General features: G+C 63.5%; 23 protein-coding genes. 16 read left to right on the plus strand and 7 right to left on the minus strand.

Features of this window, described 5'->3' with window-relative positions; translation table 11 throughout:
- Window position 1: 1 nt before the first annotated feature.
- Both MTX21_RS17055 and MTX21_RS17060 read right to left on the minus strand, forming a co-directional pair.
- Window positions 2-1,402 carry an amidase family protein gene (locus MTX21_RS17055; RefSeq protein ID WP_280965935.1) on the minus strand — a complete coding sequence of 467 codons (1,401 nt, stop codon included), beginning with the start codon at window positions 1,400-1,402 and terminating at the stop codon, window positions 2-4.
- Window positions 1,403-1,582: 180 nt separating this feature from the next.
- Complete coding sequence (locus MTX21_RS17060) at window positions 1,583-1,840, minus strand: hypothetical protein (protein ID WP_280965936.1); 258 nt, start codon at window positions 1,838-1,840, stop codon at window positions 1,583-1,585.
- A gap of 280 nt (window positions 1,841-2,120) precedes the next feature.
- On the opposite strand from MTX21_RS17060, the gene pqqA reads away from it, so the two are divergent.
- The 10 genes from pqqA (at window position 2,121) to MTX21_RS17110 (ending at window position 12,207) form a co-directional block, all read left to right on the plus strand.
- Complete coding sequence (gene pqqA, locus MTX21_RS17065; RefSeq protein ID WP_280971080.1) at window positions 2,121-2,201, plus strand: pyrroloquinoline quinone precursor peptide PqqA; 81 nt, start codon at window positions 2,121-2,123, stop codon at window positions 2,199-2,201.
- 116 nt (window positions 2,202-2,317) lie between these two features.
- A complete protein-coding gene (gene pqqB, locus MTX21_RS17070; protein ID WP_280965937.1) occupies window positions 2,318-3,247 on the plus strand; it encodes a pyrroloquinoline quinone biosynthesis protein PqqB in 930 nt (309 codons plus the stop codon).
- On the plus strand, window positions 3,244-4,023 hold the full coding sequence (gene pqqC / locus MTX21_RS17075; RefSeq protein WP_280965938.1) for a pyrroloquinoline-quinone synthase PqqC: 780 nt from the start codon (window positions 3,244-3,246) through the stop codon (window positions 4,021-4,023). The genes pqqB and pqqC overlap by 4 nt, the downstream gene beginning before the upstream one ends.
- Window positions 4,024-4,035: 12 nt before the next feature.
- Entirely contained in the window at window positions 4,036-4,347 is a 312-nt protein-coding gene (gene pqqD / locus MTX21_RS17080) for a pyrroloquinoline quinone biosynthesis peptide chaperone PqqD (RefSeq protein ID WP_280965939.1), read from the plus strand.
- Complete coding sequence (gene pqqE, locus MTX21_RS17085) at window positions 4,344-5,561, plus strand: pyrroloquinoline quinone biosynthesis protein PqqE (RefSeq protein WP_280965940.1); 1,218 nt, start codon at window positions 4,344-4,346, stop codon at window positions 5,559-5,561. Before pqqD ends, pqqE begins: the two co-directional genes overlap by 4 nt.
- Entirely contained in the window at window positions 5,551-6,537 is a 987-nt protein-coding gene (gene pip, locus MTX21_RS17090) for a prolyl aminopeptidase (protein WP_280965941.1), read from the plus strand. Before pqqE ends, pip begins: the two co-directional genes overlap by 11 nt.
- Before the next feature lie 94 nt (window positions 6,538-6,631).
- Entirely contained in the window at window positions 6,632-7,309 is a 678-nt protein-coding gene (locus MTX21_RS17095; protein ID WP_280965942.1) for a DUF4286 family protein, read from the plus strand.
- A 229-nt stretch (window positions 7,310-7,538) separates the two neighbouring features.
- Window positions 7,539-9,338, plus strand: a complete 1,800-nt coding sequence (locus MTX21_RS17100) for an FAD-dependent oxidoreductase (protein ID WP_280965943.1) — start codon at window positions 7,539-7,541, stop codon at window positions 9,336-9,338.
- Window positions 9,308-11,155, plus strand: coding sequence for a 2-oxoacid:acceptor oxidoreductase subunit alpha (locus tag MTX21_RS17105; RefSeq protein ID WP_280965944.1), 1,848 nt, complete (start codon window positions 9,308-9,310; stop codon window positions 11,153-11,155). Before MTX21_RS17100 ends, MTX21_RS17105 begins: the two co-directional genes overlap by 31 nt.
- Window positions 11,152-12,207 carry a 2-oxoacid:ferredoxin oxidoreductase subunit beta gene (locus MTX21_RS17110; protein ID WP_280965945.1) on the plus strand — a complete coding sequence of 352 codons (1,056 nt, stop codon included), beginning with the start codon at window positions 11,152-11,154 and terminating at the stop codon, window positions 12,205-12,207. The genes MTX21_RS17105 and MTX21_RS17110 overlap by 4 nt, the downstream gene beginning before the upstream one ends.
- On the opposite strand, the gene MTX21_RS17115 is transcribed toward MTX21_RS17110, so the two are convergent.
- Together MTX21_RS17115 and MTX21_RS17120 are read right to left on the minus strand one after the other, a co-directional pair.
- A complete protein-coding gene (locus tag MTX21_RS17115; protein ID WP_280965946.1) occupies window positions 12,208-12,654 on the minus strand; it encodes a DUF4399 domain-containing protein in 447 nt (148 codons plus the stop codon). It abuts the gene before it with no gap.
- A 17-nt stretch (window positions 12,655-12,671) separates the two neighbouring features.
- Complete coding sequence (locus tag MTX21_RS17120) at window positions 12,672-14,177, minus strand: SUMF1/EgtB/PvdO family nonheme iron enzyme (protein ID WP_280965947.1); 1,506 nt, start codon at window positions 14,175-14,177, stop codon at window positions 12,672-12,674.
- Between the two features lie 316 nt (window positions 14,178-14,493).
- On the opposite strand from MTX21_RS17120, the gene MTX21_RS17125 reads away from it, so the two are divergent.
- The 6 genes from MTX21_RS17125 (at window position 14,494) to MTX21_RS17150 (ending at window position 17,332) form a co-directional block, all read left to right on the plus strand.
- Entirely contained in the window at window positions 14,494-15,114 is a 621-nt protein-coding gene (locus MTX21_RS17125; RefSeq protein WP_280965948.1) for a hypothetical protein, read from the plus strand.
- A gap of 82 nt (window positions 15,115-15,196) precedes the next feature.
- Window positions 15,197-15,646 carry a DsrE family protein gene (locus MTX21_RS17130; protein ID WP_280965949.1) on the plus strand — a complete coding sequence of 150 codons (450 nt, stop codon included), beginning with the start codon at window positions 15,197-15,199 and terminating at the stop codon, window positions 15,644-15,646.
- A gap of 163 nt (window positions 15,647-15,809) precedes the next feature.
- Window positions 15,810-16,133, plus strand: coding sequence for a metalloregulator ArsR/SmtB family transcription factor (locus tag MTX21_RS17135; RefSeq protein WP_280965950.1), 324 nt, complete (start codon window positions 15,810-15,812; stop codon window positions 16,131-16,133).
- Complete coding sequence (locus MTX21_RS17140; RefSeq protein WP_280965951.1) at window positions 16,130-16,561, plus strand: SRPBCC domain-containing protein; 432 nt, start codon at window positions 16,130-16,132, stop codon at window positions 16,559-16,561. The genes MTX21_RS17135 and MTX21_RS17140 overlap by 4 nt, the downstream gene beginning before the upstream one ends.
- 53 nt (window positions 16,562-16,614) lie before the next feature.
- Window positions 16,615-16,836, plus strand: coding sequence for a hypothetical protein (locus tag MTX21_RS17145; RefSeq protein ID WP_280965952.1), 222 nt, complete (start codon window positions 16,615-16,617; stop codon window positions 16,834-16,836).
- Between the two features lie 34 nt (window positions 16,837-16,870).
- On the plus strand, window positions 16,871-17,332 hold the full coding sequence (locus MTX21_RS17150) for a DUF1801 domain-containing protein (RefSeq protein WP_280965953.1): 462 nt from the start codon (window positions 16,871-16,873) through the stop codon (window positions 17,330-17,332).
- Window positions 17,333-17,381: 49 nt separating this feature from the next.
- Here MTX21_RS17150 and MTX21_RS17155 read toward each other — a convergent pair whose 3' ends face one another.
- The 3 genes from MTX21_RS17155 to MTX21_RS17165 are packed head-to-tail and all read right to left on the minus strand — an operon-like array spanning window position 17,382 to window position 22,151.
- Window positions 17,382-18,917, minus strand: coding sequence for a SpoVR family protein (locus tag MTX21_RS17155; RefSeq protein WP_280965954.1), 1,536 nt, complete (start codon window positions 18,915-18,917; stop codon window positions 17,382-17,384).
- Entirely contained in the window at window positions 18,914-20,188 is a 1,275-nt protein-coding gene (locus MTX21_RS17160; RefSeq protein WP_280971081.1) for a YeaH/YhbH family protein, read from the minus strand. Before MTX21_RS17160 ends, MTX21_RS17155 begins: the two co-directional genes overlap by 4 nt.
- A gap of 19 nt (window positions 20,189-20,207) precedes the next feature.
- Window positions 20,208-22,151: a PrkA family serine protein kinase gene (locus MTX21_RS17165; protein WP_280965955.1), complete on the minus strand. Its 1,944-nt coding sequence runs from the start codon at window positions 22,149-22,151 to the stop codon at window positions 20,208-20,210.
- Window positions 22,152-22,750: the final 599 nt, after the last annotated feature.

Consider the following 22,750-nt stretch of genomic DNA (forward strand, 5'->3'; position numbering starts at 1 on the left):
GTCAGCCCACGGGGTCGATCGGCGATGGCGGTACGCCGCCCGCCTCGATCGCCTCGCCCGCAAGCAGGCAGAGGTCCTCACGATAGCGCCCGGACACCACATGCACGCCGACCGGAGCCTTGCCGACGAGCCCCGTCGAGACCACGAGGCCCGGCAGTCCCATGAAGGGAATGGCGATCTGCGGCAGTTGCGCCTCCCAGACGCGCTTGAAGGACTCATCGTCCTTGCGGTCGAGATGATCCGGGAACGGCAATTCGCCGGAGACCGGCGTCAGCACCACCGCATATTTTTCGAAGAACAGCATCCATTCGCGGGTCAGCGTGGCGCGGCGGGTCAGCGCCTTCGCGTAAGCGGCCTGATCGAACGGCGTGACCTTGGCGCGGTTGCCGCGCAGGCATGCAAGCGCGCCGGGATCGCCCTCACGCTCGGCGGCCTCCAACTGCGCCTCGTAGCCGTCGCCGAGCCAGAGCTTTGTTTGCCACTCGACCGCTTCACGCATCGGCGGCGTGTTCTCGATCACATCGACAGTCCAGCCGGCGCGCTCCAGCCGCTTGCCGGCATCGCTCACCGCCGCCTTCACCTCCGGTGCGGTCGCGAGCCCATCGGGGTTGAGGCAGAGCGCGGCGCGCTTCGGCCGCTCAGGGCCTTCCAGCGGAACCGGCACCCACCAGGGATCGCGGATGTCGCGCGCCGCCATCGCGGCTAGCGAAATCCGCAAGTCGTTGACGGTGCGCGCCAGCGGCCCCGACACTGCACTGATCTGCGGACCGATCGGGCGCTCTGGCAGCGCCGGGTTGAAGGCGGGAATGCGGCCCATGGTTGGGCGCAGGCCGTGCACGCCGCAGGCATAGGCCGGATATCGGATCGATCCGGCGATGTCGGTGCCATGGGCGATGTGGCCGATGCCCGCCGCAACCGCCGAGCCGGCGCCGCCCGACGAGCCGCCGGGGGTCAGCGAAGCGTCGCGGGGGTTCCTGGTGTCGCCGTGCACGAGATTGGTGGTGAACCAGCGATAGGAAAAGGCCGGGCAATTGGTGCGGCCGAGCAGGATGGCGCCCGCTTTCCGGAAATTGGCGACCACCGGATTGTCCTCGCGCGCGATCAGGTCGCGCTGCAGCTTGAGGCCGTTGGTGGTGGCAAAGCCGACCTGGTCGACGTTGGCCTTGATGGTGACGGGCACGCCGGCCAGCACGCCGGGGTCCTCGCCGCGGGCGATCGCGGCATCGACGGCATCCGCCTGCTTGAGCACGTCTTCCGGCCGGTGGTCGACCACTGCATTGAGCTTGGGATTGACGGCGTCGAGCCGGGCGAGCCCAGCCGTTGCTGCCTCCCTGGCGGAGACCTTCCTGGATTTGACGAGGGTGGCGAGGTCGGCGGCCGACAGGCGCCAGAGATCTTGCATGACGTGCTCCGTTTGATCGGCGTGTTTTAACGCCGGTCACGCGGCAAAGCCATGCGGATTTCGCAGGGGCGAAGGCGTGCCGCTAAAGCGCGATGGGATCGCGCTTTAGGTTATTGTTTGGGCATGATCTTTTCGGAAAACTGCGGCACACTTCTCCGGATCATGTCTCCGGATCATGCCCTAATGCCTGGTCGCGGAGCGGTCCGGAATATCCAGAAGCGCCTCGGTAAACGGAAACTCCAGCACGATCTCGCCATCGACGTCGGTGACCTCGATGACGGCCTCGAGCAGGGCCGGCTGGGCCCCCTCCGATTTCAACACTTCCAGGATCATCTGACGGGCGACCTCCCAGGCACGATCCGGGTTGCGCAGGTCCTCGCCGTCAGGATCCACGATCAATTCGTCGCCGATGCGGGTGTTGAAGAAGTATCTGGGCATGCCTGATCCAATGGGGTCGCCTGTAGCGGATTGAAAGCCGCCTTGCACTCACAACTGGTTTATCCGGACAGGGATTGCGACCCATCGTCGTTCTTAGCATGAGGTTGTCTTGCTGTTTTTGCGTCATCTCCGCGGCGGGTTCGTGCCTTCCGTGTTTGCGGCGCAGCATCGCAGCCTGCCTACTACCTAGGTCTCGGAAGATTTCACTGGCGAACTTTTCTGCCCGCACTAACTTATGGGCGGGCGGATACGTCCGATTTCTCAGAAAAGGAGAGCCACAATGGCCTGGAAGGCACCAAGGATCGTCGAAGTGCCATGCGGCATGGAAATCAACATGTATGTGAGCGCCACCCGCAAATAAGGGCGGCAATTTCACGTTGCGCGCAGGTGGATCCTTCGGGTGCGCCACGTCCCCGGACGAAGGGATTTGTGTCAGCCTGAGATCCACCGCGACACGTGCTTCCAGGAGACGGATTTATGCTTCGCGTCGTCGTCCTGGGCGCCGCAGCGGGCGGCGGAGTCCCGCAGTGGAACTGCGGTTGCGCAGGCTGCCGTGCAGCGCGCGCTGAATCTCATGGATTGCAGAGAACCCAGGCGTCGGTCGCCTTCAGTGGCGACGGCGCGCACTGGTTCCTGATCAACGCATCGCCCGATCTCAGACAGCAGTTGAACGCCACGCCGCAGCTACACCCCAAGGCAGGTGCCTTGCGCCACACGCCGATCGCGGGCGTGATCCTGACCAACGGCGAGGTCGATGCGGTTGCGGGCCTGCTTTCGATGCGCGAGGGCTCGCCCTTCACGGTCTACGCGCATGAGAAGGTGCTGGCGATCCTGAAAGCTAACAGCATCTTCAACGTGCTGAACGAGAAGAACGTACGGCGGCAGCCGATCGGCATCAGCGAGCCGTTCGAGCCGCGGCTTCCCGACGGAGCACGCTCTGGCATCGAGGTGCTCCCCTTCGCGGTGCCCGGCAAGTCGGCCTGGTATCTGGAAGGCAAGGCGCATCCCGGCGGCGAGGTCGGCGACGGCGATACGCTTGGCCTGAAGGTCACGGACAAGTCGACCGGCAAGAGCTTTTACTTCCTCGCCGCCTGCGCCGAGGTCACCGATGCGCTCAAGTCCGAGATCGACGGCGCAGCGCTGTTGTTCTTCGACGGCACGGTGTGGCGCGACGACGAGATGATCAAGGCCGGCCTCGGCCACAAGACCGGCAAGAGCATGGGACATATCGCGATGTCCGGCGACGGCGGCGCGATCGCCCGGCTCGCTGATCTAAATATCGACAGGAAGATATTTCTGCATATCAATAACTCGAATCCGGCGCTGCTGCCCGGCTCAATCGAGCGCAAGGCCGCCGAGGAGGCGGGCTGGCAGATACCCGCTGACGGAACGGAGATCGTGCTGTGAATGCCGCGTCAATGACAGGAATGACCGCGCTCTCGATCGGCAAGGACTTGAGGCTCAATTCGGCCGAGGAGCTCGAGGCGACGCTGCGCCACATCGGCGCCACGCGCTATCACAGCCTGCATCCGTTCCATAAGTTGCTGCACGGCGGCAAGCTGAACAAGGGCCAGGTGCAGGCCTGGGCGCTGAACCGCTACTATTACCAGAGCACGATCCCGATCAAGGATGCGGTGGTGATCTCGCGCTTCCGCGACCGCGCCACGCGGCTGGAATGGCGCCACCGCATCGAGGACCATGACGGCGACGTTGGCAGCGAGGGCGGCATCGAGCGTTGGCTGAAGCTGACCGAGGGCCTCGGTCTCGACACCGCCTATGTGGAATCGACCGAAGGCATTTTGCCGGCGACGCGTTTTGCGGTCGAAGCCTATGTCCACTACTGCCGCGAAAAAAGCCCGCTGGAGGCGATCGCCTCCTCGCTCACCGAACTGTTCGCGCCGAACCTGCACGAAGAGCGCATCTCCGGCATGCTGGAGCACTACGACTTCGTCAATCCAGACATCATGAGCTACTTCAAGCGGCGCCTGGCGCAGGCCCCGCGCGATGCCGGCTTCGCGCTCGACTATGTCAAGGCACATGCGAAGACGCCGGAGGAACGCGCCGCCGTCTGCAATGCGCTGATCTTCAAGACCAACGTGCTGTGGGTGCAGCTCGATGCGCTCTACCACGCCTATGTCGAGGGCCACATTCCGCCGGGCGCATTCGTGCCCAAAGCGAGCTAAGAGGAACCAGCGATGGCCGGGCCGCGTCACATCAGCGTCAGCGAAACGAGCCGCCCCGTGCTGCCGCGGCATGCCAAGCTGAAATACGACGAGACGCGACAGGTCTGGGTGATCCTGGCTCCGGAACGGGTGCTGGCGCCGGACGAGATCGCGGTCGAAGTGCTGCAGCTCTGCAACGGCGAGCGCAGCGTCAGCGACGTCGCGGACCAATTGGCCGCGAAATACGCCGCGCCGCGCGAGGCGATCCTCACCGACGTCGTCGCCATGCTCCAGGATCTCGCCGACAAGGGCTTTCTCACCGAGGCCCGGGAGAAGACGCCATGAGCGACGTACTCGGCAATCCGACCATTCCCTCTGACGCCAGCGACAGCCTCGCGGTGCTGGAGAAGCAGCGCTCGACGGCGGAGACTTTCGGCATTCCGCTCGCCGTGCTGCTCGAGATCACCCATCGCTGCCCGCTGCAGTGTCCCTACTGCTCCAACCCGGTCGAGCTCGATCGCGCCGGCAAGGAGCTGACCACCGAGGAATGGAAGAAGGTCTTGAGCGAACTCGCCGAGATCGGCGTGCTCCAGGTCCATTTCTCTGGCGGCGAGCCGACGGCGCGGAAAGACCTCGTCGAACTGGTCCGGCACGCCAGCGACGTCGGCCTCTACACCAATCTGATCACCTCGGCCGTGCTGCTGACGCGCGACAGGCTCGGCGAGCTTGCGGATGCCGGGCTCTGCCATGTGCAGATCAGTTTCCAAGGCACCGAAGAGGGACTCTCCGACCGCGTCGCCGGTTACAAGGGCGCGCATCACAAGAAGCTCGAGGTCGCGAAGTGGACGCGCGAACTCGACCTGCCGCTCACCGTGAACGCGGTGATGCATCGCCAGAACCTGCATCAGCTTCCTGACATCATCCAGATGGCGGTCGATCTCGACGCCGACCGGCTCGAGGTCGCCAACGTGCAGTATTACGGCTGGGCGCTGAAGAACCGCGCCGCGCTGATGCCGACAGTGGCGCAGCTCGACGAGACCACCCGCCTCGTCGAGGAGGCGCGCGAGCGGCTGAAGGGCACGCTCGCGATCGACTATGTCGTGCCGGACTATTACGCGCTGCGGCCGAAGAAATGCATGGGCGGCTGGGGGCGGCAGTTCTTCAACATCTCGCCGGCCGGCAAGGTGCTGCCCTGCCACGCCGCCGAGAGCATCACCGGGCTCGAATTCGAGTCCGTGCGCTCCAACCATTCGATCGCGTGGATCTGGCAGAACTCCGACGCCTTCAACCGCTATCGCGGCACCGGCTGGATGAAGGAGCCGTGCAAATCCTGCGAGTTCCGCGACATCGATTTCGGCGGCTGCCGCTGCCAGGCCTTCGCGTTGACCGGCGATGCCGCCAACACTGATCCTGCCTGTGCGCTGTCGCCGCTGCACGAGACCATCTTCAAGCAGGCCGAGCGCGAGGCCGAGGGCGAGACCAACCGCTTCCTCTACCGCAATTTCGCCGGAGGCACGCTGGAAGCAGAGACTTCGGAGAGCGGCGAGAATGGCGCCTGACGCCGACGCGGCCAGTTCGGTCAAACGCGCCGATCCCTTCGCGCCGCTGACCTCCGAGATGCTCGACGTCGGCGACGGCCACGATATCTACGTCGAGAGCGTCGGCCGTGCCGATGGTATCCCCGCTGTCTATCTGCATGGCGGGCCCGGCAGCGGCTGCCAGCCCGACCATCGCCGGCTTTTCGATCCCGAGCGATTCTGCGCCGTGCTGTTCGACCAGCGCGGCTGCGGCCGCAGCCGGCCCAAGGGATCGCGCGCGTACAACACGACGGCGCATCTGATCGCGGACATGGAGATGATCCGCAAAAAATTCGGCTTTCCACGCTGGATGGTGGTCGGCGGGTCCTGGGGCGCGACGCTGGCGCTGGCCTATGCAGAGGCGCACCCCGAGCGCGTCTGCGGCATCGCCTTGCGCGCGACCTTTCTGGGCACGCGAGCCGAGGTGGAAACCGGCTTCACGCGCCGGCTGTCGCAGTTCTATCCTGCACTCAACGAAGATTTTCTGAGCGTACTGCCCGCCGAAGAGCGCAGCCGCCCGATTGAGGCCTATTGGCGCCGCATCCTCGACGCCGATCCCGCCGTGCATGGCCCCGCCGCGCGGGCCTGGCACGACACCGAGCGCACGCTGTCGGAACACAAGCCTGCAAAGACGCGGCTGGACCTCGCCTCGCTCAACGTGTGGCGCACGCTGCCCGCGACGCCGTTCATGGAAGCGCACTACTTCATCAACGACAGCTTCATGACCGAGGACCAGATCTTGCGCAACGCCGGCAGGCTCGCAGGCATTCCCGGCATCATCGTCCAGGGCCGCTACGACCTGTTGTGCCCACCTGAGACATCGCAGGCGCTCGCGAGGGTCTGGCCGGGCTCCGAGATTCGCATCGTGGAAGAAGCCGGGCATTCGCTCTATGATACCGGCGTGAGGGACGCAGTCATGAAGTCGATCGCGGACCTCGCGTCGAAAACCGCGCGATAGAAACTATCCCCTCATCCTGAGGAGCGCGCTTGCGCGCGTCTCGAAGACGCGGCTCCTCATCATGAGGGGCGTGGGAAGAGAAGGACAACAGGAAATGCCGCTGGCCGGAAAGGGCATGCTGCTGACGTCGATGGACATCGACGCAGCCGATGAAGCCGATTTCAACCGCTGGTACGATCGCGAACATCTGGAAGAGCGCGTCGCGATCGAGGGTTTCCTTGAGGCGCGGCGCTATGTCGCGCACGCCGCCCATCCCAAATATCTCTGCCTCTATTCGACCGCGACGCTGGACGTGCTGGACAGTCCCGCCTACCGGGCGCGGCTCGCGAGCCCGACCGACTGGTCGCGCCAGAGCATGGCGCGCTTCAAGAACATGCTCCGCGTGGTGGCGCGCATTACGATCAGCAACGGCACCGGACGTGGCGCGGCGCTCGGCGTGGTCCGGCTTCGTCCGACACCCGACAATGCTGAGATATGGCGTGATGCACTGCGGGAGAAACTTGCGCAGACAACGCGCGACGGCATCATCTCCATGCATCTGCTCGAAACCGAGCCCGGGCTGTCCGGCGCGACCGCGGAGATTCCGGCCGCGCGCAACGAAGGCGCGCGCGACTGGTTCGTGCTGATCGACGGCACGCAAGTCGGCGCCGTCTCGACCCTTATCGCCGAGCGCTTCACGGGACCCGGGGCCGCGCCGTTCCCGCTCCCGGTCTCCGTCGGCACCTATTGCCTGATGTGGGACTTGGCCAAGAGCGATATCTCGCGCGACTGACGCCGTCATCTGCACCGCGAATGCTGCACCGCCGAATGTCGCGCGGCCGTTAATGCCGTGCGCGCGCAGCTCCTATGAAACCTGGAGATCGCGGAAATTTGCCGTTGTGCTTCGGAATGGTTCTAATAAGGTAAGCCTATGATCCAATTTAGAAACCAGATCGCACCTTAAGCGTTCGCCAAGCTCAAGAAGGCCGCCGGGTCTTTGGGCCTGCGCGGACAGGGTAGGAATGAAACCGACTGATATCGCGGCCCCCGACTACTTTCACAAAGTGGTCGATTGCCAGTGGGCCTGTCCAGCGCATACCCCCGTCCCCGAATACATCCGTCTGATCGCCCAAGGCCGCTACAGCGACGCCTACATGATCAATTGGAAATCGAACGTGTTCCCCGGCATCCTGGGGCGCACGTGCGATCGTCCATGCGAGCCGGCGTGCCGTCGCGGACGCGTCGAGGACAATCCGGTCGCGATCTGCCGCCTCAAGCGCGTCGCCGCGGATTTCAAGGACGACATCAAGCAGCGCCTGCCGCACCCCGCTGCGAAGAACGGCAAGCGCATCGCGCTGGTCGGCGGCGGCCCGGCCTCGCTGACGGTGGCGCGCGATCTCGCTCCACTCGGCTACCATTGCACCGTATTCGATGCCGACCCCGAAGCCGGCGGCATGATGCGCACGCAGATCCCGAAGTTCCGCCTGCCGAATTCGGTGATCGACGAGGAGACCGGCTACATCCTCAACCTCGGCGTCGAGTTCAAGGGCGGTCATCGCATCGACAGCATGAAGGCCCTGCTCACGGAGAAGTACGACGCGATCTTCGTCGGCTCCGGCGCGCCGCGCGGCCGCGAGCTCGACATTCCCGGCCGGAAAGAAGCGGCAGGGAACATCCATATAGGCATCGACTGGCTGTCCTCAGTGTCGTTCGGCCATACCGACAAGATCGGCAAGCGCGTGATCGTGCTCGGCGGCGGCAACACCGCAATGGATTGCTGCCGCACCGCGCGCAGGCTTGGCGGCGAAGACGTCAAGGTTATCGTGCGCTCCGGCTTCGACGAGATGAAGGCCTCGCCCTGGGAGAAGGAAGACGCGATCCACGAGGATATCCCGATCCTCAACTTCCTCGTTCCCGTTGCCTTCATTCACGACAACGGCAAGCTCACCGGCGTCACCTTCCAGAAGGTGAAGGCGGAGTACGACGCCAAAGGCCGCCGCAATCTCGTTCCCTCGGGCGAGCCCGACCAGACCTTCGAATGCGACGACGTGCTGGTCGCGGTCGGCCAGGAGAACGCCTTCCCCTGGATCGAACAGGACTGCGGCATCGAGTTCGACAAGTGGCACATGCCCAAGGTCGATCCGAAGACTTTCGTCTCGACGAATCCGAAGGTGTTCTTCGGCGGCGACGCCGCCTTCGGCCCCAAGAACATCATCTGGGCCGTCGCGCACGGTCACGACGCCGCGCTGTCGATCCACAGGCTGCTCTCGGGCCAGGACATCACCGAGCGCCCGCTGCCGGAGGTGCACGTCTCCTCGCAGAAGATGGGCATCCACGAATGGAGCTATGACAACGACATCTCGGTCGACAAGCGCTTCAAGGTGCCGCATCGCGACAAGGTGGTCGCGCTGAAGGACATCCGCGCCGAGGTCGAGCTCGGCTACGACGTCAAGCTCGCGCTCGGCGAAGCGCATCGCTGCCTGAACTGCGACGTGCAAACCGTGTTCTCGACCGCGCTCTGCATCGAGTGCGATGCCTGCGCCGACATCTGCCCGATGGACTGCATCACCTTCACGGCAAACGGCGAGGAAAGCGACTTGCGCCAGCGCCTGAAGGCGCCCTCGCCGCATCCGGACCAGGACCTTTACGTCTCCAGCGACCTCAAGACCGGGCGCGTGATGGTCAAGGACGAGGACGTCTGCCTGCATTGCGGGTTGTGCGCCGAGCGTTGTCCCACCGGCGCCTGGGACATGCAGAAATATTTCATCGAAATGACCCACGCAGGATCGTCATGTCCGACAAAAAGCCGATCAGCAGCGTAAACGACTTCGTCGTCCGCTTTGCCAACGTCAACGGCTCGGGCTCGGCCAGCGCCAACGAACTGTTCGCCCGCGCGATCCTGCGCCATGGCGTGCCGGTCTCCCCGCGCAACATCTTTCCGTCCAACATCCAGGGCCTGCCGACCTGGTACGAGGTGCGGGTGACGGAAGCCGGCCATCTCGGCGCCCGCGGCGGCGTCGACATGATGGTGGCGATGAACCCGCAGACCTGGGACAAGGACGTCGCCGGCATCGAGCCCGGCGGCTATCTGTTTTACGATTCCACCAAGCCGATGCCGTCGACCAAATTCCGAGACGACATCACCGTGATCGGCGTGCCGCTGACCGCGATCACCAATTCGACCTACACCGATCCACGCCAGCGCCAGCTCTTCAAGAACATCATCTATCTCGGCGCGCTCTCCGCTCTGCTCGACATGGATCCGAAGGTGATCGAGCAGCTCATCGGCGAGCAGTACAAGGGCAAGGAGAAGCTGCTCTCCTCCAACGTCCACGCGCTGCATCTCGGCCGCGACTGGGCGCTGCAGAACCTGAAATGCCCGATCGGGCTGCGTGTGAAGAAAGCCGACAAGGTCGGCGACCGCATCTTCATCGAGGGCAACAGCGCCGCGGCGCTCGGCGCCGTCTATGGCGGCGCGACGGTATGTGCCTGGTATCCGATCACGCCATCATCGTCGGTGGCGGAGGCCTTCACCAGCCACTGCAAAAAGTACCGGCACGATCCTGAGACCGGCAAGGCAAAATACGCGATCGTCCAGGGCGAGGACGAGCTCGCCTCGATCGGCATCGTGATCGGCGCGTCCTGGAACGGCGCCCGCGCCTTCACCGCGACCTCGGGCCCGGGCATCTCGCTGATGACGGAGTTCATCGGCCTGTCCTACTTCGCCGAGATCCCGGCCGTGATCATGAACATCCAGCGCGCCGGCCCCTCGACGGGCATGCCGACACGCACCCAGCAATGCGATGTCATCGCCTGCGCCTATGCCTCGCATGGCGACACCAAGCATGTGCTGCTGTTCCCGGAAGATCCGGCCGAGGCGTTCGAGTTCGCTGCCGCGGCCTTCGACCTCGCCGAGCGGCTGCAGACCACGATCTTCCTGATGCTCGACCTCGACATCGGCATGAACCATCGCCTCTGCCGTCCGCTGAAGTGGGACGATGCGCGCCAATACGACCGCGGCAAGATCATGACCGCGGAGATGCTGGAGGAAGGCCGCGACTTCGGCCGCTATCTCGACGTCGACGGCGACGGCATCCCCTACCGCACCTATCCCGGCACGCATCCGACCAAGGGCTCCTATTTCACCCGCGGCACCTCGCGCGACCGCTATGCGCGCTATTCCGAGGAAGGCCCCGTCTACGCCGACAACATGCAGCGCCTGGTGCGCAAATTCGAGACGGCGCAGGACCTCGTGCCGCGGCCGCTGCAAGCCAATGCGGAACGGCCGACCAAATATGGCGTGATCTATTTCGGCTCGACTTCGCCGGCGATGGACGAGGCGATCGGACTGTTGGAAGCGCGCGGGCATCAGCTCGATCGCCTGCGCATCCGCGCCTTCCCGTTCCATTCCAGCGTGGCGAGCTTCCTCGCCGAGCACGATTTCGTCTACGTGGTCGAGCAGAACCGCGACAGCCAGCTCCGCCAGCTCATCGTCAACGAGAACGGCATCGACCCGGTGCGCCTCGTGCCGATCGTGCATTACGACGGCACGCCGATCACCGCCCGTTTCATCGCGAAAGCCATTGGCGACCACCAGGATCACCTCAAGGTGACCCCGCTCCGCAAGGCCGTGTCATGACCTACATTGCAAAGCCGAAGTTTCATCATCCGGGCCTGAAGAAGAACGAGCTCGGCTACACGCATCGCGACTACGAGGGCAAGATCTCGACGCTGTGCGCCGGCTGCGGTCACGACTCGATCACCGCCTCGATCATCGAGGCCTGCTACGAGCTGTCGATCGAGCCGCATCGGGTGGCGAAGATATCCGGCATCGGCTGCTCGTCGAAGACGCCGGATTACTTCCTCGGCAATTCGCACGGCTTCAACTCCGTGCACGGGCGCATGCCGTCGGTGCTCACGGGCGCCAACCTCGCCAACCGCGATTTGATCTATCTCGGCGTTTCCGGCGACGGTGATTCCGCATCCATCGGCTTCGGCCAGTTCGCGCATTCGATCCGGCGCGGCGTCAACATGACCTATATCGTCGAGAACAACGGCGTCTACGGCCTGACCAAGGGCCAGTTCTCGGCGACCGCCGACCGTGGCTCGAAGTCCAAGAAGGGCGTGACCAACACCGACAACGCCATCGACCTCGTGGCGATCGCGCTGCAGTTAGGGGCCACCTTCGTCGCGCGCAGCTTCTCCGGCGACAAGACCCAGCTCGTGCCGCTGATCGCCGCCGCGATCCGCCACAAGGGCGCATCCTTCATCGACGTGATCAGCCCATGCATCGCCTTCAACAATCACGCCGGCTCGACCAAGAGCTTCGACTATGTCCGCGAGCACAACGATGCCGTAAACCGGCTCGACGTGCTGGTCGGCCGCGACCCGATCGCGGTCGATTACGCGCCGGGCACGGTGCAGATGGTCGAGCAGCATGACGGCAGCAGGATCGCGCTGCGCAAGATCGATGCCGATTACGATCCGCACGACCGGCTCGGGGCGATGACCTTCCTGCAGAAGCACGCCGCCAAGGGACAGATCGTCACCGGCCTGCTCTATGTCGATCCCGAGGCGGAAGACCTGCACGAGCACCTCAACACGGTCGAGACGCCGCTCAACGCGCTGGAGGCGGACACGCTCTGCCCGGGCTCGGCGGTGCTGGACAAGATCAACGCCAGCCTGCGTTGATCACTTAGCGGCTGAAACGGGCTGCCTGACGCGTATCGTGATCTTCTCCGACACGACGGGCGGCGCGAACGGATAGTGCTTCGCATCGCCCAGCACGAGCTGCAGCGTGTGCGTCCCAGGCGGAAGCTCGAGGAAGGTCTCGGTCTGTCCCGCCCCGAAGTGCAGATGCGATTTGTCCTGCGCGATCGGCTCCTTGGGATCGATGGGATCGTTGACGTCGACCAATAGATGATGATGGCCGGCGTTCTGATAGTCGTCGCCGGCATGCGTCACGCCCATGTTGCGCAGGCCGAACCGGACCCAGAATCCGCTGCGGACCTTCTGCCCGTCATGCGGGGTGATGAAATAGAGCTTTGCGTCCTTGGGGGCGGTCTTGCCCTGCGAATAGGCGACGCCCGGGAGCAGGGCGAGCGCCGCCGCCAGCGCGACGCAGCGAATGATTTTCATCAAACCTACTCCAGCACTTAAGGACTGAGCGCGACGCGGAATCCATGCGTCGGGTAACGAACATTGGTATCGTAACCATCGCGGTTGGATGGCCGCACATACCGCGAATCGTTCTTCCAGGAGCCCGAACGCAGGACGTGCGAGGCGCAATCTCCACCGGTCCATGCCGTTCCGTCGCCGGGCGCACCCTGATAGGTCCTGTGCCAGCAGTCCTCGACCCACTGATCGACGCCGCCACCCATGTCGTAGAGTCCGAATGGGTTGGGCTTGAAGCTGCCGACTTTCCCCGGCTGCTCGGCGGCGAGGTCACCGCAATCCTTGCACCCGGCCATACCCGGCTGCAGCTTGTCGCCCCACCAATACTTGGTCTGCGTTCCGCCGCGCGCCGCGTATTCCCATTCGGCTTCGCTCGGAAGCCGGTAGGCCTTCTTCGCTGCCTGCGCGAGCCAGGCGGCGTATTGTTGCGCATCGGTCCAGCTCACATTGGCGACCGGCGCATCGTCGTTGCCGGCGGCGGTGAATCCACACGCCTTGGCAGCGGCGCATTCGTTCCACTCCTGCACTGTTACCGGATATTTGCCGATCGAGAACGGCTTGACCGAGACCTGGTGGACCGGGCGTTCGGTCGGATCATCATTGCTTCCCATTGCGAAGCTGCCGCCGCGAATGGCGACCATCTGGGGTTCGCGGAAGGGCGTCGCCGACGCCGGGGCGGGCGACGAAGCCAATGAAGGAGACGGTTGCGGCGTCTGCGTCGTCGCTTCGCGCGGCGAAGGCTGCGGGCTCGGGGATGCGGCCGGCGAAGCGGTCGGCGTCGCGGCCTGTTCGCCCACCCTGCCCGGCTGCGTCAGCAGATACCAGAGCACGCCGGCGGCAATGACCAGCACCATGATGGCCAGGAGAAACATCAAGGCATTCTCGCGCCGGCTTCGCGTCCTGCCGACGGCATCTGCGTCCGGTAGCACGCGATAGATCCGCACGGGATCGGTGATGTTCTTGACCTTGTGATCGCCAAGCGCCTCATAGCCGCACACCACCTTGTGCTTGATCTGCTCGTAGATCGCGCCGGAGATATAGACCTGACCGGGCTCGGCGATACCCTCGATGCGCGTGGCGATGTTGACGCCGTCGCCGTAGATATCGTCCGGCTCGACGATGACGTCACCGAGATTGACGCCGATCCGATATTCGATCCGGGAATGCTTCGGAAGCGAGGCATTGCGGCCGATGAGGTTCTGCTGGATGACGATACTGCATCTGACAGCTTCGACGGGACTATCGAAAATGGCGATGAAGCCGTCGCCCGTCGTCTTCACCAGACTTCCGTGGTGCTCGACGATGGTGGGCTGGATGAGATCCCGCTCGATCCGCTTGACGCGAACATGCGTGCCCTCCTCGTCGGCCTGCATCAAGCGACTGTAGGAAGCGATGTCACCGACAATGATCGCGGCGAGACGACGAGGCATTGCGCCGTGCGGCGGCTCGTCATGACTTCCGGATCTGAAATTGCGAATTTCGCCCACCGCGGGGACTCCACGAACCTACCAGAAGGCAGCCCCAGCATACGACTTCGAAAAGCAATCGTCTGTGAAAGCTATCACATTGATGAACTGAGACAATGTCGCAGAAATCATCCACATCAAGTTCCGGAAGGCGAAAGCGCCATGTCGATTGAACCTTCTCGACCCTGCCGATGACTAATGCGCCGCGTGGAACCATCCATCTCACTCCGCCCTGCGATCATCATGCAGCGACCTTGCGAACGTTGAACGTGTCGCACGCAGCGCGCGTCTAACAGACAACAGCTCCTGCTATGGTTGTCACGCACGCGAGGCCGTCATGAAGTTCTCTCTCTTTGCTGCCCTTACCCTCGCTGCGCTGACCGGCGCGGCCCACGCCGAGGAGGCCGACAAGGTGCGGGAGGCAAACAAGGCGGAGGCGGAGACCTTCAACGCGCGGATGTATGCAGGCGTGCCCGGCAACAAGGCCTATGCCTGCTTCGTCCGCCGCTACGATGCCGAGCACCTGGCGCGGCATCCGAAGCAGAAGGTCGCGTCGATGAAGCTGCTGGTGTCGGCTGAATACGATGAGGAAGACAAACAGCTCCACAACTCATTCCGGCTCGGCTTCAAATACCGCCATCGCTCCGGCGATTTCGATTCCAGCGGTTCATGCCACCATGTGGTGCTCGGGGACTACGGTGACGAAGTCCGTCTCGGCTGCGGCGTCGATTGCGAAGGGGGCGGCATCGAGGTGGCGCTGTCGAAGGACAACAAATCGGCCATCGTCCGGCTCGAGCGTGTCCGGGTCTGGCAGAACAACAAGCCGGACGACGAGGCCGAGCAATCGCTGGTCGCCGGCGCCGACGACAAGATTTTCCGCCTCGACCCTGCCGACAGCAGCGAATGCGCCTCGCTCGTCACCGACCGCAAGGAACTCGCCGCGCTCCGCCACAAGTGATATCTGTCCGGCCATCTCAGACGCATGATCCGCATGGCGGCGCTGCCGCTGTCGCAGCCCATGCGCAGTCGAGGGAGACGTCATGAACCGGCGCAATATCCTCTGGAGCGCGGTTTCCAGCTTGGGCGCGATGTTCGCTGCCCGAGGCGCGAAAGCTGCAACGGAGGCCAATGCGAGCGACAAGCTCAAGGTCGTCTATCACCTGAGCGATGCCGAGAAGGTCAGTTTCGTACTCGGCAACATCCAGAACCATATCGACGGCGTCGGCGGTCCCGAGCATGTGACGATTGCGCTGGTGATCCACGGGCCGGCGTTGAAGGCGTTTCACTCGGCGCACGCCAACCCCGATATCGGCAAGCGGATCGGCGATTTCTCCAAGGACGGCGTCGAGCTCGCCGCCTGCGGCAACACGATGAGGGCGCAGAACGTCACGCTCAGGGATCTGCTGCCCGGCTTCGTCAGTGCGGAGAAAGGCGGCGTGGTTCGTCTCGCCGAACTCCAGTCGCAGGGTTACATCTACTTGCGGCCTTGAAACACGATGAAGTTCGGCCGCTCACCGGGGACCACCTCTCCCCGGCGGGAGAGGTGGTCCGAGCTCTGGGTTCGCATCGCTTCAACAAGAACTCATCCCGCTTGACTCATCCATAACTCTTCGGTTATGGATTATTTCATAACCGATGGGTTATGGATTAGAGATGTCGAGCACCCCCGACCTGCTGTTCAAAACCCTGGCCGATCCGACCCGACGGTCGATCTTCGAGCGGCTATGCCGCGACGGGGAGCAGACGGTCGGGGCGCTGACGGCCCGATCCGGCGTTTCACAGCCGGCGGTCTCGAAACATCTTGGCGCGCTGAAGCAGGCGGGGCTCGTGCGCGACCGCCACGAGGGCCGCCAGACCCATTACAGCGCAGAGCCCGGCGCGCTGAATCCGCTGATCGACTGGACGAGCCAGATGGCCGGATTCTGGCAGAACCGGCTCGATGCGCTCGAATATCTCCTGAAGAGGATGGACCAATGACAGAAGCTGCGACTGAGCTGCGCTCCGTGATCATCGAACGCGAGATGGCTTTTCCGCCGGAAAGGGTCTGGCGCGCGCTGACGCAGCCGCATCTGATCGAGGAATGGCTGATGAAGAACGACTTCAAGCCCGTCGTTGGCCACAAGTTCAACCTTCGCGGCGAGTGGGGCGGCGTGCTGGACTGCGAGGTTCTCACCATCGAGCCGCATAGAAGCCTCGCCTACACCTGGAATTTCACGCACGAGGACGCGAACTTCGATCTCAGAAGCGTCGTGACCTTTACGCTCACCCCGGCGGGCGGCGGCACCCATCTGCGCGTGGAGCAGGCAGGTTTCCGGCCCACCCAGAAGCAGGCCTATGGCGGCGCCCATGCCGGGTGGAAGCAGTTCTTTGCAAAACTCGAGGAGGTGCTGGCGCGGACGGAGTGAGCTCCACGACCAGCATCCCCTACCCCACCATCTTCACTCGAGAGGAGGTCCCATTGACCTGGAATATGCGGATTCGCCAGATCCATCGCTGGCTTTCGATCGCGTTCACGCTAGCCGTCATCGCCAACGTCGTCGCCATGACCCAACAGGTGCAGGCTCTGTGGGTGGGCCTCTTGGCGCTGGTCCCGCTCATCCTGTTGCTCGCGAGCGGCCTTTATTTGTTTGCGCTACCGTATGTGGCCGGCCGCCGCATGGCGGGTGAAACAAGCCAGTGAGTTGGCCGAACGGAAGGTAGAGGCAAGCGAGATCATGAAGAAGATCGCAACAGCAGCCAAGAAGACCGGCAGCGAGGCGGAAGGGGCTTCAGCATCCCATTTGATCGACGCGAAAATCCAGGAGCTTGGCGATTGGCGAGGCAAGATGTTGAGCCGGCTCCGGACCCTGATCAGGGAGGCCGATCCCGACGTCGTCGAGGAATTGAAGTGGCGCGGCGTGCCGGTGTGGTCGCACGACGGAATCATCTGCAGGGGCGAGACCTACAAGGCCGCCGTGAAGATGACTTTTGCAAAGGGCGCGGCGCTGGAGGACCCCGCGGGCCTCTTCAATTCCAGTCTCGAAGGGAATGTGAGGCGCGCCATCGATTTTCCCGAGGGCGCGAAGATCGACGAAAAGGCGCTGAAAGCGCTCATCCGCGCGGCCGTCGCCCTGAACACGTCCAAAGCCAAATCCAAGACCAAGGCCAAAGGCAAATCTGCCAAAGCTTCGGCTTAAGAAGCTCAAGCGGGTCGAGAACTCTCCCCCGTACGGAGAGGTGGCGGCGTCAGGCCGCCGCCGGCAGCGGCCGCGGGCTCACGACGTATTCGCGCACAACCTTGTCGTTGGCATCGACCTCGATCAGCGAGACGTCATAGGTCCAGAGATCGGCGAGATGCTGAAGCACCCGCTTGGCGTCGGTCTCGTTGAGCTGCGAGCCCTTGATGACGTGGTGGTGCAGGATCAGCCGGCGGTCGCCGGACAAATCGACGTCGACCACCTCGATATTGGCGTCGATGAAGCCGACATCATGCTGCCGCGCCAGCTCACGCCGCACCCGGCGGAAGCCGCGCTCGTCGTGAATGGCATCCACCCGGATTCCGGCGCGCTCCTCGGGATCGTCGTGCAGGTGGAACATCCGGAAGTGCCGCATCAGGCGCGGACTGAGGAACTGGCCAATGAAGCTCTCATCGCGATAGTTGGCCCAGACGTCGCGCAGCACGCCCATCACGTCGCCTTTGCCGGCGATGTCCGGGAACCATTCGCGGTCCTCGTCCTCGGGCTTGCTGACGATGCGCTCGATGTCCTGCATCACAGCGAAGCCGAGCGCATAGGGGTTGAATCCGGAGAAGCGCGGATCGTCGAATTCGGGCTGGAATACGACGTTGGTGTGCGATTGCAGGAATTCGAGGAAGTTGCCGTCGCTGATGCGGCCCTGCTGGTGCAGCTTGCTCATGATGCGATAGTGGACGTAGGTCGCCGTCCCCTCGTTCATCACCTTGGTCTGGCTCTGCGGGTAGAAATACTGCGCGATGTGCCGGACGATGCGCAAGAGCTCGCGCTGCCAGGGCGCCAGCCGCGGCGCGCTCTTCTCCAGGAAGTAGAGCAGGTTTTCCTGCGGCAGGCCCAGCAGCTTGCGGCGGCGTTCGATGCTGAGCGCGGATCGGCTCTTGGCCGCTCCCTTCGGCACGGTGCGCCAGAGGTCGTTGAAGACCTCCTCCTCGTGCTGGCGGCGCCGCCCTGCCCGCTTCTCTTCGGCGCGCAGGTCCAGCTTCTTCTTGCCGGGATAGCGGTCGATGCCGTGCGACATCAGCGCATGGGCGGCATCCAGCGTGCGCTCGACCTCGATGCGGCCGTGGCGCTCCTCGCAACTCGCGACGTAGTTCTTGGCGAAATCCAGATAGTCCAGAATACCGTCGGCGTCAGTCCACTGCTTGAACAGATAGTTGTTCTTGAAGAAATGATTGTGGCCGAAGGCGGCGTGCGCGATCACCAGCGTCTGCATCGTCGCCGTATTCTCCTCCATCAGGTAGGAGATGCAGGGCGAGGAGTTGATCACGATCTCATAGGCGAGCCCCATCAGGCCCTTGCGATAGGAAGCCTCGTGGAACGCGAAGTGCTTGCCGAACGACCAGTGCTTGTAGAACAGCGGCATGCCTACGGACGAATAGGCATCCAGCATCTGCTCGGCGGTGATGACCTCGATCTGGTTCGGATAGACGTCGAGCCCGAGATCCTTTGTCGCCAACTCCTCGCAGGCGTCGTGAACGCGCTGCAGGGTGTGGAAGTCCCAATCCGCACCTTCGAACAATCGTTCCGTCATGGAGCGGCCTTCTCCTGGGTTTCGCGGCGCTGGAACAGGTCGTGGAACACCGGAAAAATCTCGCTGCGCTCGCTGACCTTGCGCATCGACAGCGGCGCGCCGGTGTTGCGCAGGCGGTCATAGAGAGTCCAGAGCGAGGAATCGGACAGATCGAAGGCACTGCCGCCGGACTCGCCGACTTCGAGATAGGCAAAGAACTGGCAGACAGGAAGGATCTTCTCCGTCAGCAGCATGCCCGCGAGCTCGCCGTCGGAATAGGAATTGTCACCGTCGGAGGCCTGGGCCGCGTAGATGTTCCAGTCCGCCGGATTGAAGCGCTCGCGCACGATCTCGTGCATGGCCTGGAGCGCGCTCGAGACCAGCGTGCCGCCGGAGGCCGGGCCGTAGAAGAAGGTCTGCTCGTCGACCTCCTCGGCGCGGTCGGTGTGGCGGATGAAGACGATCTCAACATGCTTGTAACGGCGCTTCAGGAAGACGTAGAGCAGCATGTAGAAGCGCTTGGCGAGATCCTTCATGTGCTCGGACATCGAGCCGGAGACGTCCATCAGACAGAACATCACCGCCTGCGCGACCGGCTTCGGCACCGTCTCGAAGCGCCGGTAGCGGATGTCGAGCGGATCGATGAAGGGAATGCGCTTGGCTTTCGCCTTGAGCTTCGCGAGCCGGGCGAGGAGCTCGGCGCGCCTGTCCTCATCGGTACATGCGTCGATCTCGGCTTCCAGCTCATCCATCTCGCTCTTGCGCGGACGGCGGAGCGCGATGCGGCGGGCGAGCGCAAGCTGCACCGTCCGGCTCACGGAGATGTTGGCGGGCGATCCCGAGGTGGTATAGCCGGCGCGTTGGATGCCCTCGCTCTCGGTCTCCGCGATCTTGCGCTTGGCGAGATCAGGGAGTTCGAGGTCGTCGAGGAAGAGATCGACGAACTCGTCGCGGCTCAGCACAAACCGGAAGGCGTCTTCGCTGTCGCCCTCGCCGGGACCCGAATCCTTGGCGCTGCCCTGGCCCGAGCGGGGCAGATAGTCGCCCTCGACGAACTTCTTGTTGCCGGGCAGCACCATGTCGCGCGTGCCGCCCTCGCGGCGGAAGCGCGGCTCGTGCATGCCGTCGAGCGGGATCGTGACCTCACCACCCTCCAGGACGTCCCTGATGTCGCGTTCCTGCGAGGTCTTCTTGACGGCGCCCTGCACCAGGGATTTGGCCCGACGCAAGAACCGCTGACGGTTCTCAAGACTCTTGCCGCCTGGATTCAGGCGCCTGTCAATGATGTGAATGGCCACTTTCTCATCCGCCTCAACCGGCTTGCTTCACCCGCATGTACCATTCGACCAGCCGGCGAACCTGACGCTCGGTGTAGCCGCGCTCCACCATGCGTGCGACGAACTCGCCGTGCTTCTTCTCCGTCTCGCCGTCCTTCTTCGACCCGAACGAGATCACCGGAAGCAGGTCCTCGACCTGCGAGAATATCCGCTTTTCGATCACGTCGCGAATCTTCTCGTAGGAGGTCCAGTTCGGATTCTTGCCGCTGTTCTGGGCCCTTGCTCGTAACGAGAACTTGACCACCTCGTTCCGGAAATCCTTCGGATTGGCGATGCCGGCCGGCTTCTCGATCTTGGTCAATTCCTGGTTCAACAGTTCGCGATCCAGGAGCTGGCCGGTGTCGGGATCCTTGAAGTCCTGATCCTCGATCCACGCATCTGCATAGTCGACGTAACGGTCGAACAGGTTCTGGCCGTAGTCTGCGTAGGATTCCAGATAGGCCTTCTGGATCTCGTTGCCGATGAATTCGGCGTAGCGCGGCGCGAGTTCCGCCTTGATGAATTCGAGATAACGCTTCTCGGTCTCCTCCGGGAGCTGCTCGCGGCGGATCGCCTGTTCGAGCGCGTACATCAAGTGAACGGCGTCGGCGGCGACCTCCTGCGGATCGTGGTTGAAGGTCGCTGCCAGGATCTTGAAGGCGAAGCGCGTGGAGACGCCGTCCATGCCCTCGTCGACGCCGGCGGCGTCGCGATATTCCTGGACGCTGCGCGCCTTCGGATCGGACTCCTTCAGGCTTTCGCCGTCATACACCCGCATCTTGCCGAACAGGGTCGAGTTCTCGTGCCGGCGCAGGCGCGACATCACCGAGAACCGCGCCATCGTCTCCAGCGTCGACGGCGCGCACGGCGCCGATGCCAGCTCGGAGCCCTGGATCAGCTTCTCGTAGATCTTCTGCTCTTCGGTGACCCGCAGCACGTACGGGACCTTGATCACGCAGATGCGGTCGATGAAGGCTTCGTTGTTCTTGTTGGACTTGAAGCTCGTCCACTCGGCCTCATTGGAGTGCGCCAGGATGATGCCGCTGAACGGGATCGCGCCGATGTTCTCGGTGCCGATGTAGTTGCCTTCCTGCGTCGCCGTGAGCAGCGGGTGCAGCATCTTGATCGGCGCCTTGAACATCTCGACGAACTCGAGGATGCCCTGGTTGGCGCGGTTGAGGCCGCCGGAATAGCTGTAGGCGTCGGGGTCGTTCTGCGCGTAGGTCTCGAGCTTGCGGATATCGACCTTGCCGACCAGCGAGGAGATGTCCTGGTTGTTCTCGTCGCCGGGCTCGGTCTTGGCGACCGCGATCTGGCGCAGGCGCGACGGCTGGATCTTGGCGACGCGGAATTGCGAGATGTCGCCGCCGAAGGCTTCGAGCCGCTTGTAGCACCACGGGCTCATCAGGCCGGTGAGGCGGCGGCGCGGAACGCCATACTTCTCTTCCAGCACCGGCCCGAGCTGATCGGGATCGAACAGGCTGAGCGGGCTTTCGAACACCGGGCTCAACTCGTCGCCGGCCTTCAGCACGTAGATCGGTTGCACCTCCATCAGCGACTTGAGCCGCTCGGCGAGCGAGGATTTGCCGCCGCCGACCGGGCCGAGCAGATAGAGGATCTGCTTGCGCTCTTCGAGGCCTTGCGCGGCGTGGCGGAAGAAACCAACGATGCGCTCGATCGTTTCCTCCATTCCGTAGAAGCCGGCGAAGGCCGGATAGGTGCGTATCGTACGATTCAAAAAGATACGGCCAAGGCGTGGGTCCTTGGCCGTGTCAATCGTCTGGGGGTCACCGATCGCAGCTAGTAGTCGTTCGGCCGCATTCGCGTACTTCATGGGATCGCTTCGACACGATTCCAGATATTCCGCCATCGACATGTCGTGCTGGCTTCTCGCCTCGAACGACCGAGCGAAAGCGTTGAATAGAGAATCGTTGTACATGATCCCTCTCCGCATGAGTTCCGCTACACAAGCTGAAACGAAAGCAGTTACCGGACCGTTCCTCAGCGCCCGTCTCGAATCAGCGTGAGCACATGACGATCATTGGACACCCTGGCCCCTTCTCCACGCAACGCACAACGTAGGCATTCGGGTGGGTTACGAACAGGCACTTGCCCGTTATTTATGCGAATCTATACCTGTATTCGCTAATTTCCAGCAAATGTCGCCTCACCGCAACATCCGGGCATTACCGGGGATCGTTCATCCGGCACCGCAGCATAGCCGTTCACCAACGGCAGCTTTATGACGCTCGTGCGGCGAAGCTTTGCGCGCCATGACTCCCGCTGCAACGCGGTGCGTGAATCGCTCGCAGCCTGACGGTCGCGACAGGCGCGCAGCAGTGTATCAAAATCGGTCGTCACCCAACCCGGCGACGCAGCCGTTTGGTCAACTGCAGGAGAGCTGCCGCGGCAACAGCGACGTCAGCGTCAGCACAACCATCTTGCGGCCGCGGCATTCATCAGCCGAAACATCCGCGATCAGTCCCAAACCAGACATTCATGACCGCTGCGGGGCGCACGGACGCCGCAGGCGGTGAC

Source organism: Bradyrhizobium sp. ISRA430 (genome assembly GCF_029909975.1).
Taxonomy (GTDB): domain Bacteria; phylum Pseudomonadota; class Alphaproteobacteria; order Rhizobiales; family Xanthobacteraceae; genus Bradyrhizobium.

Excerpts from the sequence above, each read along its gene's own strand:
- pqqA (WP_280971080.1), top strand. The coding sequence starts at position 2,121 with ATGGCCTGGAAGGCACCAAGGATCGTCGAAGTGCCATGCGGCATGGAA.
- MTX21_RS17155 (WP_280965954.1), bottom strand. The coding sequence starts at position 18,917 with ATGACGGAACGATTGTTCGAAGGTGCGGATTGGGACTTCCACACCCTG.
- MTX21_RS17110 (WP_280965945.1), top strand. The coding sequence starts at position 11,152 with ATGACCTACATTGCAAAGCCGAAGTTTCATCATCCGGGCCTGAAGAAG.
- MTX21_RS17060 (WP_280965936.1), bottom strand. The coding sequence starts at position 1,840 with ATGCCCAGATACTTCTTCAACACCCGCATCGGCGACGAATTGATCGTG.
- MTX21_RS17135 (WP_280965950.1), top strand. The coding sequence starts at position 15,810 with ATGTCGAGCACCCCCGACCTGCTGTTCAAAACCCTGGCCGATCCGACC.
- MTX21_RS17150 (WP_280965953.1), top strand. The coding sequence starts at position 16,871 with ATGAAGAAGATCGCAACAGCAGCCAAGAAGACCGGCAGCGAGGCGGAA.
- MTX21_RS17130 (WP_280965949.1), top strand. The coding sequence starts at position 15,197 with ATGAACCGGCGCAATATCCTCTGGAGCGCGGTTTCCAGCTTGGGCGCG.
- pqqD (WP_280965939.1), top strand. The coding sequence starts at position 4,036 with ATGGCCGGGCCGCGTCACATCAGCGTCAGCGAAACGAGCCGCCCCGTG.
- MTX21_RS17140 (WP_280965951.1), top strand. The coding sequence starts at position 16,130 with ATGACAGAAGCTGCGACTGAGCTGCGCTCCGTGATCATCGAACGCGAG.
- MTX21_RS17095 (WP_280965942.1), top strand. The coding sequence starts at position 6,632 with ATGCCGCTGGCCGGAAAGGGCATGCTGCTGACGTCGATGGACATCGAC.
- MTX21_RS17105 (WP_280965944.1), top strand. The coding sequence starts at position 9,308 with ATGTCCGACAAAAAGCCGATCAGCAGCGTAAACGACTTCGTCGTCCGC.
- MTX21_RS17115 (WP_280965946.1), bottom strand. The coding sequence starts at position 12,654 with ATGAAAATCATTCGCTGCGTCGCGCTGGCGGCGGCGCTCGCCCTGCTC.
- pqqE (WP_280965940.1), top strand. The coding sequence starts at position 4,344 with ATGAGCGACGTACTCGGCAATCCGACCATTCCCTCTGACGCCAGCGAC.
- pip (WP_280965941.1), top strand. The coding sequence starts at position 5,551 with ATGGCGCCTGACGCCGACGCGGCCAGTTCGGTCAAACGCGCCGATCCC.
- pqqB (WP_280965937.1), top strand. The coding sequence starts at position 2,318 with ATGCTTCGCGTCGTCGTCCTGGGCGCCGCAGCGGGCGGCGGAGTCCCG.
- MTX21_RS17165 (WP_280965955.1), bottom strand. The coding sequence starts at position 22,151 with ATGTACAACGATTCTCTATTCAACGCTTTCGCTCGGTCGTTCGAGGCG.
- MTX21_RS17100 (WP_280965943.1), top strand. The coding sequence starts at position 7,539 with ATGAAACCGACTGATATCGCGGCCCCCGACTACTTTCACAAAGTGGTC.
- MTX21_RS17055 (WP_280965935.1), bottom strand. The coding sequence starts at position 1,402 with ATGCAAGATCTCTGGCGCCTGTCGGCCGCCGACCTCGCCACCCTCGTC.
- MTX21_RS17125 (WP_280965948.1), top strand. The coding sequence starts at position 14,494 with ATGAAGTTCTCTCTCTTTGCTGCCCTTACCCTCGCTGCGCTGACCGGC.